This window comes from Bacillus sp. LM 4-2 (assembly GCF_000978495.1).
GTDB lineage: Bacteria > Bacillota > Bacilli > Bacillales > Bacillaceae > Bacillus > Bacillus subtilis.
Genome location: NZ_CP011101.1, coordinates 3,317,430 through 3,330,405, shown reverse-complemented (window position 1 = coordinate 3,330,405; position 12,976 = coordinate 3,317,430). Strand labels below are relative to the sequence as shown.

Annotated in this window: 14 protein-coding genes; 9 read left to right on the top strand and 5 right to left on the bottom strand. The window is 43.9% G+C overall.

Annotated features, from left to right (window positions below; genetic code table 11):
- Positions 1-10: 10 nt before the first annotated feature.
- Positions 11-1,303, top strand: a complete 1,293-nt coding sequence (eno, locus tag bslm_RS16615; protein WP_003228333.1) for a phosphopyruvate hydratase — start codon at positions 11-13, stop codon at positions 1,301-1,303.
- A gap of 44 nt (positions 1,304-1,347) precedes the next feature.
- Here eno and bslm_RS16610 read toward each other — a convergent pair whose 3' ends face one another.
- Positions 1,348-1,815, bottom strand: a complete 468-nt coding sequence (locus bslm_RS16610) for a GNAT family N-acetyltransferase (RefSeq protein WP_072592558.1) — start codon at positions 1,813-1,815, stop codon at positions 1,348-1,350.
- A 127-nt stretch (positions 1,816-1,942) separates the two neighbouring features.
- On the opposite strand from bslm_RS16610, the gene bslm_RS16605 reads away from it, so the two are divergent.
- Positions 1,943-3,757 (top strand): zinc ribbon domain-containing protein, encoded by a 1,815-nt coding sequence (locus bslm_RS16605; RefSeq protein ID WP_046381345.1) that lies wholly within the window; start codon positions 1,943-1,945, stop codon positions 3,755-3,757.
- A gap of 35 nt (positions 3,758-3,792) precedes the next feature.
- Here bslm_RS16605 and bslm_RS16600 read toward each other — a convergent pair whose 3' ends face one another.
- Entirely contained in the window at positions 3,793-4,491 is a 699-nt protein-coding gene (locus bslm_RS16600; RefSeq protein WP_046381344.1) for a zinc ribbon domain-containing protein, read from the bottom strand.
- A 133-nt stretch (positions 4,492-4,624) separates the two neighbouring features.
- Positions 4,625-5,239 (bottom strand): PH domain-containing protein, encoded by a 615-nt coding sequence (locus tag bslm_RS16595; RefSeq protein WP_003243118.1) that lies wholly within the window; start codon positions 5,237-5,239, stop codon positions 4,625-4,627.
- Positions 5,240-5,388: 149 nt separating this feature from the next.
- On the opposite strand from bslm_RS16595, the gene bslm_RS16590 reads away from it, so the two are divergent.
- Positions 5,389-6,024 carry an NAAT family transporter gene (locus bslm_RS16590; RefSeq protein WP_080481002.1) on the top strand — a complete coding sequence of 212 codons (636 nt, stop codon included), beginning with the start codon at positions 5,389-5,391 and terminating at the stop codon, positions 6,022-6,024.
- A 17-nt stretch (positions 6,025-6,041) separates the two neighbouring features.
- On the opposite strand, the gene opcR is transcribed toward bslm_RS16590, so the two are convergent.
- Complete coding sequence (gene opcR / locus bslm_RS16585) at positions 6,042-6,599, bottom strand: opuC operon transcriptional regulator OpcR (RefSeq protein ID WP_003228345.1); 558 nt, start codon at positions 6,597-6,599, stop codon at positions 6,042-6,044.
- 263 nt (positions 6,600-6,862) lie between these two features.
- Between opcR and opuCA the strand changes: the two genes are divergently transcribed.
- From opuCA to opuCD, 4 genes are read left to right on the top strand one after another with little or no spacing between them, the layout of a single operon-like run.
- Positions 6,863-8,005, top strand: coding sequence for an osmoprotectant ABC transporter ATP-binding protein OpuCA (opuCA, locus tag bslm_RS16580; protein ID WP_003243370.1), 1,143 nt, complete (start codon positions 6,863-6,865; stop codon positions 8,003-8,005).
- 22 nt (positions 8,006-8,027) lie between these two features.
- Entirely contained in the window at positions 8,028-8,681 is a 654-nt protein-coding gene (opuCB, locus tag bslm_RS16575; protein WP_003228349.1) for a glycine betaine/carnitine/choline/choline sulfate ABC transporter permease OpuCB, read from the top strand.
- 19 nt (positions 8,682-8,700) lie between these two features.
- Entirely contained in the window at positions 8,701-9,612 is a 912-nt protein-coding gene (opuCC, locus tag bslm_RS16570) for an osmoprotectant ABC transporter substrate-binding lipoprotein OpuCC (RefSeq protein ID WP_015384655.1), read from the top strand.
- Positions 9,613-9,629: 17 nt separating this feature from the next.
- Positions 9,630-10,304 carry a glycine betaine/carnitine/choline/choline sulfate ABC transporter permease OpuCD gene (gene opuCD, locus bslm_RS16565; RefSeq protein ID WP_015714713.1) on the top strand — a complete coding sequence of 225 codons (675 nt, stop codon included), beginning with the start codon at positions 9,630-9,632 and terminating at the stop codon, positions 10,302-10,304.
- Positions 10,305-10,335: 31 nt separating this feature from the next.
- Here opuCD and bslm_RS16560 read toward each other — a convergent pair whose 3' ends face one another.
- Complete coding sequence (locus bslm_RS16560) at positions 10,336-10,869, bottom strand: GbsR/MarR family transcriptional regulator (protein WP_014478002.1); 534 nt, start codon at positions 10,867-10,869, stop codon at positions 10,336-10,338.
- Between the two features lie 283 nt (positions 10,870-11,152).
- Here bslm_RS16560 and opuBA point away from each other — a divergent pair, with 283 nt between their 5' ends.
- Positions 11,153-12,298 carry a choline ABC transporter ATP-binding protein OpuBA gene (gene opuBA, locus bslm_RS16555; RefSeq protein ID WP_046381342.1) on the top strand — a complete coding sequence of 382 codons (1,146 nt, stop codon included), beginning with the start codon at positions 11,153-11,155 and terminating at the stop codon, positions 12,296-12,298.
- A gap of 16 nt (positions 12,299-12,314) precedes the next feature.
- Positions 12,315-12,968, top strand: coding sequence for a choline ABC transporter permease OpuBB (gene opuBB, locus bslm_RS16550; protein WP_046381341.1), 654 nt, complete (start codon positions 12,315-12,317; stop codon positions 12,966-12,968).
- Positions 12,969-12,976 lie beyond the last annotated feature (8 nt).

Sequence of the window (12,976 nt, the reverse complement as noted above, 5' to 3'; positions counted from 1 at the left end):
GACAAAACTCATGCCATACATTGTTGATGTTTATGCACGCGAAGTATTAGACTCCCGCGGCAACCCAACAGTTGAAGTTGAAGTATATACAGAAACAGGAGCTTTCGGCCGCGCATTAGTGCCAAGCGGAGCTTCTACAGGTGAATACGAAGCGGTTGAGCTTCGTGACGGCGACAAAGACCGTTACCTTGGAAAAGGCGTGTTAACAGCTGTTAACAACGTAAACGAAATCATTGCTCCAGAGCTTCTTGGCTTTGATGTAACTGAACAAAACGCAATCGATCAGCTTTTAATCGAGCTTGACGGTACTGAAAACAAAGGCAAACTTGGTGCGAACGCAATCCTTGGCGTATCTATGGCTTGTGCGCGGGCTGCTGCTGATTTCTTACAGATTCCTCTTTACCAATACCTTGGAGGATTCAACTCAAAAACGCTTCCTGTACCGATGATGAACATCGTAAACGGCGGAGAGCATGCTGATAACAACGTGGATATTCAAGAATTCATGATCATGCCTGTAGGTGCTCCTAACTTCCGTGAAGCACTTCGCATGGGCGCTCAAATCTTCCACAGCCTGAAATCAGTATTAAGCGCAAAAGGCTTAAACACTGCTGTAGGTGACGAAGGCGGATTCGCTCCAAACCTTGGTTCTAACGAAGAAGCGCTTCAAACAATCGTTGAAGCAATCGAAAAAGCCGGTTTCAAACCTGGCGAAGAAGTTAAACTTGCTATGGATGCTGCATCTTCTGAGTTCTACAACAAAGAAGACGGCAAATACCATCTGTCTGGCGAAGGCGTTGTGAAAACATCTGCTGAAATGGTTGACTGGTATGAAGAGCTTGTTTCTAAATACCCAATCATCTCTATCGAAGACGGACTTGACGAAAACGACTGGGAAGGCCACAAGCTTCTTACTGAGCGTCTTGGCAAAAAAGTTCAGCTTGTTGGTGACGACCTCTTCGTTACAAACACGAAAAAACTTTCTGAAGGTATTAAAAACGGCGTAGGCAACTCTATCCTGATCAAAGTAAACCAAATCGGTACATTGACTGAAACATTCGATGCGATCGAAATGGCGAAACGCGCAGGCTACACAGCTGTTATCTCTCACCGTTCTGGTGAAACTGAAGACAGCACAATCGCTGACATCGCTGTGGCAACAAACGCAGGACAAATCAAAACAGGTGCTCCGTCTCGTACGGACCGTGTTGCGAAATACAACCAGCTTCTTCGCATCGAAGATCAGTTGGCTGAAACTGCTCAATACCACGGTATCAACTCTTTCTACAACTTAAACAAGTAATAAAAAAACCGCCGAGATAAATCTCGGCGGGTTTTTTTATGCTTTCAGAGATCCAAATAAAGCCTCACCATATCACGGCATTGAATGCCGTTTTCAAAAATCTCCTCGTCGTAGTGTCTGATAAAAAAATCATGGTCGATCGCTTGAAGGCGAAATCCGCATTTTTGATATAGAGACAATTGATGGATGCTTGAATTTCCAGTACCTATTTCAATCACCTTTGCTCCCATGTGTTTCGCTTTTTCAATGGCGTCGAGGATAAGAAGCTTGCCAATGCCCTGTTTTTGCATTGTTTGTTTTACTGCGATGTTAACGATTTCTACCGTTTGTGGCCTAGTTGTGATGATCACGTATACACCAGCTAATTCGCCTGATATATAACCTGTGTAGCATTCTCCTCTGACCAAGTAGTCATCAACAATTTCTTTTGACGGATCGGCGAGCAGCAGAAGCTCATACAGCGGTTGATCAAAGTTTGTTGCTTTTTGAATGGTGAGGTGTTGCATTATCATTCCACCTTTTCATAGTTTATAGAGATATTTTCATGATTTTCTCCAATTTCTTACCATTCTATTATAAAATATGTAACATAGGAAATAAGCACAAAATATAGCGGGTAACAAACAGGAGGAAAGCCACATGTTTTGTAAGGAATGCGGTCAAAAAAATAATGAAGGATCCAAGTTTTGTAAACAATGCGGCACCCCGATCGGAGGGGGCAGCAAACAGGCAAATCAAGAAACAGCTAGCACTGCAGAAACGAGGCAGGCTCCGCGAAAACCGATCCCTAAGAAAACCATCATTTTATGGAGCAGCATTGCCGCGGCGTGCGTTATATTATTCGCCGCATATAAAACCGGAGCGTATTTTACTTCAAAGGATAGGTTAGTAGACAAGTTTGAACAGGCCGTAAATGATGGGGATCAGGACCAAATCGCGACTCTCCTTACACCGGTAAATGACAATCTTAAACTCACTAAAAATAATGTAAAACCGTTTCTTACATATTTGAAGGATCATCCAGACAAAAAAGATGAACTTTTTGCATCGCTGCGTGATGAAACAGCCCAGAAGGATATCGTATATGCGGAAAAAGACGGGAAAAGCCTGCTGGTATTTGACCATTATGACTTAAAGGTAGCACCTGTTTATTTTGAAGTGAGCAGCAATTATAAAAATACCGATCTATATGTCAATAAAGAGGAAGCCGGATCTGTAAAGAAAGCAGATCAAGCACAAACCCTCGGTCCGTACATTCCCGGCGAATATACAGTCTCAGCCAAACTGAAAAACGATGTCGTTGACCTTGTGAAAAAGGAAGACATTCAGGCGATTGGCGATAGCAGCTTTCGTGTTGATCTCTCATTGGAAGCAGACGATGTGACATTCAGCTTAGCGGATGACATCAAGAGCGGGAAGGGAGATTTGCTGATTAACGGTAAATCAATTCATAAAGATCCGTTCAAATCCGTAACATATGGTCCGCTGCTGACAGATGGATCAATGACAGCTTCAGTCGAGGCAGAATTTCCGTGGGGAAAAACAAAAACTGCCGGCGTTCCGATCGATGATAAAGAAATGGAGTTAACGTTAATTCCTGATCAAGATACACAGGAACAGATTATGAACACAATTGTCAAAACAACAAAACAATACTCCAAAGCTCTATCTGATGGGAATACAGCCCAGATGACAGAGGCAAGTGCCAATTGGAAGGCGGAGACGAAGGACACCGTCGATTCTATGAAAAGCGCGGATTCATACTTAAAAGATAGATACTTGGAAACTGATTTTGACCTGGACACATTTGCCCTCTCTCAGAAAAACGACGGAACGTGGCAGGTATCGGTAACAGGAAAAGAACTTCACCAGTCTTCTTCGTATAACGACTATACAAAATCTGAAATGACTGACGAAAGTCCGAGTTATGAATATCTTCTTTCATATGATAAAAAACAGAAAAAGTGGATTTTCGAAGATGCAGAATCAACATTCCAATCTGCAGGCACAAATATAAAGAAAATCAAAAATGATAAACCAGAGACATACACTTCCGCCTGGGCTGGCTCGAAAAACAAAGGCAGTGAAAGCTCTGCAAGCGGCGATGTTACAGATGAACAAGTGACATTATTTATGGGCAGTTATCTGCAAAGTCAGGCAGATGCCGTGAATCAAAATAATTTCTCACTGATGGAAGACAGCCTTGAAAAAGGCAGTTCCCTTTATTCCGACCAGCAGCATCTCGTGTCGAAATTAAATAAAGAGGGGACAACAGAAGACTTTAATAACTATGAAGTGAAAAGCTGGAGCCAAAATGGGTCGGCTATCACGATTAAGACGTATGAAGAATTCTATATCACAAAATCAGGCGGCAGTCCAAAGCTCAGAACATATAACTGGACCTACACCGGCGTAGTGAAGAACGGAAGAATTTACTTAACGTCTATTCAATAAAACAACCCCATCACCAGCAGGTGATGGGGTTGTTTTTAAAAGAGCATATAACGGAAAATTTCTTTGACATAGTGTTCGATAATAAGCTGAAATGTAACGCAGATGATCAGATAAATCACAATCGTTAAGTAAATGACATCAATTTTCCCTTTATATGAATGCTGGTAACTGCTCAGCATCGCAGGAGGAATGGCGAAGAATGCACCGATTAAACCAACGGCTAATATGGTAAAGCAAATGTCTGTATGTAATAAAAAGAAGAAAAGGGCAAGAATCAAAATAGCCGTAAACGGTATGAGAAACGCTCCGAATCTTGAGAATGAATCCTTGAAAGATACTTGGTTTCCCGCGATTTTCAGGGCGAAAAAGATGCATGCATGCAGGCCAAATAGAAATAAAATAAAATAAATGGTTGGCTCTAAGAAGATTGCTGTAAAGCTTACGCTTCCGGGACCGTCTGAAAAAAGAATATAAAACATCAAAGGGGTCAGCAAACTGAAAAGAACCATCGTAATGATTGCGCTGATCAGCTGTTCTCCGCCTGTTGTTTTACATTCCTGAAAAGGGCGTTTCAGGACGGATAAGACAAATGAACCGAACTGTTTTGCTGCTTGCTTTGCAGCGGCTCCAGTTTGAGCTGCATGCTGGTAGCCTGATTGACCGGGGAGCGGTGATCCGCATTTCTCACAAAAATTTCCGCCATCTGTTTGATGGCCGCATTGAGGACAATACATAAAATAACTCCTTTATCTGTAATATAGGGAAAATAGACTAATAGTTTTATTATAAAAGAAAAAAGTTGTAAAGTAATCAATATTCATACAAAAAAAGACACGTGCCCGATAGCAGCTGTGTCTTTTTTTTATGCTAGTTATTAATATATTTCTCAAATACATCTCCAAAATCCTTAATATGATACTGCGAGCGAACGGATGTCAGCCAAGTGAATCCGAATTCGGTCAGTTCTTTATATTGCGTTTCAATATTGACGTGCTCAGGGCGGGTATGGTGAAGAATCGTCACTGCTTTATCTAAGCTTTGCTCCGCTTGATTGATTAAAATGTCATTTTCATAGGTTGTTTCAGCGATGCGAAGCAGTGCTTTATAAAGGTCTTTTAACTTTTCAATCTGGTCTTTGTGGACATCAATGTCGAATTGTTCTCCGCCTAGCTTAAACTTTATTTCAACATCCAAATCCACTTTTCCGGCAGTTTCAAGAAAAACGTCAGAGATTTTATATTGCGAATAAGGATAGCGTTTCAACGTTCGTTTCGAGGAAGTGGCGCGTTCGCCGTCTACATGGATCAGGGCCAGGTTCGTAAAGCAATACTCGTCTGCTTTTGTTTTAATCAAGAAATAAATTTTCTCATTATCTTCATGCATGACATAATCATCTGCGTCTGTTTTGTCATAGTCCTGAGGTTCGATAATTTTTCCGATATCAGATAAGCCCAAGGCATCTGCCGCAATTTTTTTGAACATCTGTATACGTCCTTCCTATTCAATTTGTCACTTCATTGTAGCATGGCGCGTTTCTGACAGGCTATAAAGGTTTACCGGGAAATCGCCTCCGGGTAAAAGGGTGGAGAATCATTCTATTTCCTGTGCAGAGACTATCAACAAGGAGGTATATGATGTTCTCATTCATCGTTCACGTCTTCATTTCTTTATTCGCAGTATCGAATCCGATCGGAAACGTACCGATATTTCTGACGCTGACAGAAGGCTATACTGCAGCGGAAAGAAAAGCGATTGCCCGGAAGGCAGCTATTTTATCCTTTTTTATTCTCGCGGCTTTTTTGGTTTTCGGCCATCTTATCTTTAAACTGTTTGATATCAACATTCACGCGCTCCGAGTGGCGGGCGGCATATTCATTTTCGGCATTGCCTATAATCTATTGAATGCGAAAGAATCACACGTGCAATCTCTTCACCATGATGAACATAAGGAAAGCAAGGAAAAAGCGGATATATCAGTCACACCTTTATCCATTCCGATCATTGCTGGGCCCGGAACGATTGCAACAGTAATGAGCCTTTCCGCCGGTCATAGCGGCATTGGTCATTATGCGGCTGTCACGATCAGCATAGCCGCCGTTATTGCCCTGACCTTTCTCTTTTTCCACTATTCTGCTTTTATCAGCAGCAAACTCGGAAAAACCGAGATGAATGTGATTACCAGACTGATGGGATTAATCTTAGCCGTGGTTGCGGTCGGGATGATTGGTGCGGGGCTGAAAGGCATGTTTCCGATCTTAACCTCATGATGCAAAAAGCAGCTCCCTTATTTTAGAGAGCTGCTTTCTTTTGTTTTTGGCACATACCGAAAGACTTCCTCACTCTCAAAAAATTCAATCAACCTGCTCAGCCAATCATAGTAATGAAGCCATTCTTTTAATTCATTCAGCAGCTGATTGACTTTCTCTTCCGCTTCCGGGGTAAGCCCGTCCCTTTGTAAAAGATCACTCAGCTCCCGGTTTAATTTTTTATACAGCACTTTGTTTTTGCTCACGACCTTTGTCCAATTCGCCGCGAATAAAGAAATGAAGGTTTGATAATAATCCTGCTCGACGTCATAAAGGTCTTTTCGTACGCCTTTTTCAAACACCTTTTCGGCGATATTGGCATCGATCATTTCCCGGACAACCTGGCTCATCCGTGTTTTGCTCATGCCCGTTGCCTCAGAGAGCTCGCTTAAGGTCATTGGTTTTCGATTCATATAAATAATTCCGAGCACACGTCCGACAGTTGAAGGCATTCCAAACGTATGCATATTTTCGGCAATCTTCTCAATGAGATGCTCTTCAGCATGTTCAATGATGTCGAGAGCGGTTTTTTTCACAGCTGATCATCCCTTCAAATGGCAATTGATGGTGTCAATATATCATATTTCTTCCTAGTGTTGAAAATAGCTGAATGCAGAGGAAGTGGGAGGTATCCGGCGTAATTGTAAGAACACCCTTTCCGTCTCGGTCATAACAATAAATAATCTATAAATAACATATAATTTCAACACATTGTAAACTTTTTATTTTACAAAGTTCAAACTATAATAAGGATTATACTTTTCAGAAAATTTAAAGGAAACCTGCGGAGGTGCACGGATTGCTGAAATTGGAACAAGTGTCAAAAGTATATAAAGGCGGCAAAAAAGCTGTGAACAGCATTGATTTAGATATTGCCAAAGGTGAATTTATCTGTTTTATCGGCCCGAGCGGCTGTGGAAAAACGACGACGATGAAGATGATCAACAGGCTGATAGAACCATCGTCTGGAAGGATCTTTATCGACGGAGAAAATATTATGGAACAGGACCCGGTTGAGCTGAGAAGAAAAATCGGCTATGTGATTCAGCAGATTGGTTTGTTCCCCCATATGACCATCCAGCAGAACATCTCACTCGTACCAAAGCTGCTGAAATGGCCTGAGGAAAAACGGAAAGAACGGGCGCGCGAGCTGTTAAAGCTTGTGGATATGGGCCCAGAGTATTTAGACCGTTATCCGCATGAGCTCAGCGGCGGACAGCAGCAGAGAATCGGCGTGCTGCGCGCCCTGGCAGCGGAACCCCCTCTCATTTTAATGGATGAACCGTTCGGAGCGCTTGATCCGATTACGCGTGATTCCCTTCAGGAAGAATTCAAAAAACTGCAGAGAACCTTAAACAAAACGATTGTGTTTGTAACCCACGATATGGATGAAGCGATTAAGCTTGCTGACAGGATTGTGATATTAAAAGCGGGAGAAATCGTTCAAGTCGGCACACCTGATGAGATTCTTCGAAACCCGGCAAATGAGTTTGTTGAAGAATTTATCGGGAAAGAGCGCCTGATTCAGTCAAGACCGGATATCGAGCGGGTAGAGCAAATGATGAACAGAACGCCGGTGACGGTATCTGCGGACAAAACGCTTTCTCAGGCGATTCAGCTGATGAGAGAAAAACGTGTTGACTCGCTGCTCGTTGTGGACCGGCAAAACGTGCTGAAGGGCTATGTTGATGTGGAAATGATTGATCAAAACCGCAAAAAAGCGAGCATCGTTGGCGACGTATACCGTTCAGATATATATACCGTTCAAAAAGGGGCGCTTCTTCGCGATACAGTCCGAAAAATTTTGAAGCAGGGGATCAAGTATGTTCCGGTCGTCGATGAACAGAACCATTTAGCAGGGATTGTAACAAGAGCGAGCCTCGTTGATATCGTATACGATTCCATTTGGGGCGACGAGGAAAACCAGCTCATGACGATCTGACCAGGGGAGGAGCTCTTTTAAGATGAATCAAATGATGACTTTTTTGCAAACAAACGGCGGAGAGCTGCTGTATAAAACAGGAGAGCATTTATATATTTCACTCATAGCCGTTGTATTGGGCATTATCGTTGCAGTGCCGCTCGGCGTTGCTCTTACCAGAATGAAAAAAGGCGCAGGTGCGGTTATCGGTTTCGTAAACATTGTGCAAACCCTGCCGAGTCTGGCGATTTTAGCCTTTTTTATTCCGCTTCTCGGCGTAGGAAAAGTGCCTGCGATTGTCGCTTTATTTTTCTATTCGGTACTGCCGATCCTGCGCAATACGTATACCGGCATCAAAGGTGTAAATAAAAACCTCCTGGAATCGGGGAAAGGGATTGGCATGACCGGCTGGGAGCAGATTCGGCTCGTTGAAATTCCGCTGGCGATTCCCATCATCATGGCGGGGATCCGCACATCAACGATCTACCTAATTGGCTGGGCGACACTTGCGTCGTTTATCGGGGGAGGCGGCCTCGGGGACTATATTTTTATCGGACTGAACCTATACCAGCCTGAATATATCATTGGCGGTGCCGTGCCTGTCACAATTCTGGCAATTATTATTGATTATGTGCTGGCTGTGACAGAACGAAAGGTGACGCCGAAAGGCTTGCAAGGGATGAAGGAAGTTTCGTAAGGAGTTGGCACTGTTGAAAATGACAAAAATCAAATGGCTTGGCGCGTTTGCTCTCGTCTTTGTCATGCTGCTAGGCGGCTGCTCTCTGCCGGGTCTCGGCGGCGCTTCTGACGATACGATCAAAATCGGGGCGCAGAGCATGACAGAATCAGAAATTGTAGCGAATATGATCGCGCAGCTTATTGAACATGATACAGATTTGAATACTGCTTTAGTGAAAAACCTCGGCTCAAACTATGTTCAGCACCAAGCGATGCTGGGCGGTGACATTGATATTTCAGCCACGCGCTATTCCGGAACAGATTTAACAAGCACCCTCGGCAAGGAAGCGGAGAAAGATCCGAAAAAAGCGCTGAACATTGTGCAGAACGAGTTTCAAAAGCGCTTTTCTTATAAATGGTTTGATTCCTACGGCTTTGATAACACATATGCCTTCACCGTAACAAAAAAGTTTGCGGAAAAGGAGCATATTAACACCGTGTCTGACCTGAAGAAAAATGCCTCCCAATATAAATTAGGCGTCGACAATGCTTGGCTGAAACGAAAAGGCGACGGGTATAAAGGCTTTGTCAGCACATATGGCTTTGAGTTCGGCACAACTTATCCAATGCAGATCGGGCTTGTCTATGACGCAGTCAAAAACGGGAAAATGGATGCGGTTTTGGCTTATTCAACGGATGGACGGATTAAAGCATATGATCTGAAAATCTTAAAAGATGATAAGCGTTTCTTCCCGCCGTATGACTGTTCACCGGTGATTCCGGAAAAGGTGCTTAAGGCGCATCCGGAACTTGAGGGTGTGATCAATAAGCTGATTGGGCAAATCGACACGGAAACGATGCAGGAACTTAATTATGAGGTGGATGGCAAGCTGAAGGAGCCGTCTGTCGTAGCAAAGGAATTTTTAGAGAAACATCATTATTTTGACTAAGAAAAGAGGTGGATCATATGGAAGTACTACAGCAGCTTGGCACATACTATTCGCAAAACGGCGGTTACGTGATGCAGGAATTTTACCGCCATTTTCTGATGTCGGTATACGGCGTTTTATTTGCCGCCATTGTTGGAATTCCGCTCGGCATCCTGATAGCCAGATACAGAAGATTAAGCGGATGGGTTTTTGCGGTCACGAACGTCATTCAGACGATCCCGGCTCTCGCCATGCTTGCCGTGCTGATGCTTGTCATGGGGCTGGGCGCTAATACGGTGATATTGTCATTATTTCTGTATTCTCTTCTGCCGATTATCAGAAATACGTATACAGGGATTATCAGTATTGAGCACGCCTATCTTGAATCCGGAAAAGCAATGGGGATGACAAAATTTCAAGTGCTGAGGATGGTCGAGCTTCCGCTTGCGCTTTCGGTCATAATGGCCGGCCTGCGCACCGCGCTTGTCATTGCCATCGGCATTACGGCCATCGGGACATTTGTCGGTGCAGGCGGTCTCGGGGACATCATCGTCAGGGGATCAAACGCCACAAACGGAACCGCGATTATATTAGCGGGAGCGATCCCCACAGCTTTGATGGCGGTGATTGCCGATTTGGTCATGGGCTGGCTTGAACGAGCATTAAGCCCGATTAAAAAGAGAAAGAAGAAAAACTTGGCAGGTGCCGCATAAGAAAAAACGCCTTGTAATGACAGGGCGTTTTTTACGGCTTCGGCACATATTTAAAAATTTCTTCGCTCTCAAAAAACTCAATCAAACGGCTGAGCCAATTATAATAATCAAGCCATTCCTTTAATTCTTTCAGCAGTTCATTCACTTTTTCTTCCGCTTCAGGAGTAAGCTCTTCATCCAACACGCTAAGCAGTTCCCGATTGAGTTTTTTATGCATCATTTTGTTTTTGCTGACGACTTTGCTCCAGGTGGCTGAAAACAGCGTGATAAATGTTTGATAGTAGTCCTGCTCAACCTCATATAAATCTTTTCGCACGCCTTTTTCGAATACCTTCTCGGCAATGTTGGCATCAAGCATTTCCCGCACTACCTGGCTCATGCGTGTTTTACTCATGCCGGTGGCCTCAGATAATTCCGTAAGCGTCATCGGTTTTCGATTCATATAAATAATGCCCAGCACTCGTCCGACGGTAGAGGGCATTCCGAATGCATGCATGTTTTCCGCGATTCTTTCTATAAAATGGTCCTCGGCTTGTTCAATGATCGTTAACGGATCTTTCTCCAACGGTTTCATCCTTTCAGCTAACAATTCCGATGTCAATATACCACATTTTTGATACGGCGAAAATGCTGTCAAAAGAGAATTTGGCAGGAAATTGGAGCAATAAGGAGATCAACACACGTCAATGCGGGTAAATCAGCGTTTACACATACTTTATAAATAATATGAACAAATTGTAAACTTTTTATTTTATAAACTTTATTCTATAATGGGAAGCATTCAATTGTCTGAAAAATTAAATTTAAACTGAACAAATTGAATAAACTTAACTTTGGAGGTGCGATGTTTGCTGACATTAGAAAATGTCTCAAAAACATACAAGGGCGGCAAAAAAGCCGTGAACAACGTAAATCTTAAGATTGCAAAAGGCGAATTTATCTGCTTTATCGGGCCGAGCGGCTGCGGAAAAACGACAACAATGAAAATGATTAACCGATTAATTGAGCCTTCCGCCGGGAAGATTTTCATTGACGGCGAAAACATCATGGACCAGGATCCTGTAGAGCTCAGGCGCAAAATTGGCTATGTGATTCAGCAGATCGGCCTGTTTCCCCATATGACCATTCAGCAGAATATCTCACTCGTCCCAAAACTGCTGAAATGGCAGGAGCAACAGCGGAAAGAGCGGGCGCGTGAGCTTTTAAAATTGGTCGATATGGGGCCTGAATATTTAGACCGTTACCCTCATGAATTAAGCGGGGGGCAGCAGCAGCGAATTGGTGTATTACGGGCACTTGCCGCGGAGCCGCCGCTTATCTTAATGGATGAACCGTTTGGGGCACTCGACCCGATTACGAGGGATTCCCTCCAGGAAGAATTTAAAAAACTGCAAAAAACCTTACATAAAACCATCGTATTTGTTACCCATGATATGGATGAAGCGATTAAGCTGGCAGACCGGATTGTGATTTTAAAAGCGGGAGAAATCGTTCAAGTTGGAACGCCCGATGACATTTTAAGAAATCCGGCAGACGAATTTGTTGAGGAATTTATCGGCAAGGAGCGGCTGATTCAGTCATCCAGCCCGGATGTTGAACGGGTTGACCAGATTATGAACACACAGCCTGTAACGATCACCGCGGATAAAACGCTTTCTGAGGCCATTCAGCTGATGAGGCAGGAACGGGTCGATTCATTGCTGGTCGTCGATGACGAGCGCGTTCTGCAAGGCTATGTCGATGTTGAAATCATTGATCAATGCCGGAAAAAGGCCAATCTCGTCAGTGAAGTTTTACATGAAGATATATATACAGTACTGGGCGGCACACTGCTGCGCGACACGGTCCGCAAAATTTTAAAACGGGGTGTCAAATATGTTCCCGTTGTGGATGAAGACCGACGCCTGATCGGAATTGTGACGAGGGCAAGTCTGGTCGACATCGTGTATGACTCCCTCTGGGGAGAAGAAAAGCAGCTCGCAGCATTGTCATAGGGAGGGGCGATAAGTCATGCATCATATTGTTCAATTTTTGCAAACCAATGGGGGCGAGCTTCTTTATAAAACATACGAGCATATTACGATATCGCTCATTGCTGTGATCTTAGGCGTGCTGGTTGCCGTCCCCCTCGGAGTTGTACTTACCAGAATGAAAAAAGGAGCCGGCACCATTATCGGCATTGTCAATATTATTCAGACGCTGCCGAGTCTGGCCATCCTCGCTTTTTTTATCCCGCTCCTTGGTGTAGGGAAGGTTCCGGCCATTGTGGCTTTGTTTTTCTATTCCGTATTGCCGATTCTTCGCAACACGTATACCGGCATTCGCGGCGTCAACAAAAATCTGCTCGAATCTGGTAAAGGCATAGGAATGACGCCGACTGAACAAGTCCGCTTGGTGGAGCTGCCGCTTGCCGCGCCAGTGATCATGGCGGGAATCAGAACATCGACGATTTACTTAATCGGCTGGGCCACGCTTGCTTCCTTTATCGGAGGCGGCGGATTGGGTGATTACATTTTTATCGGGCTGAATTTATATCAGCCGGAATATATCATCGGGGGCGCGGTACCTGTCACGATATTGGCAATTGTGATTGATTATGTGCTGGCAGTTGCTGAACGAAAACTGACACCTGCCGGCATGCAGAGATTGAAGGAATTGTCATAAGGAGGCGG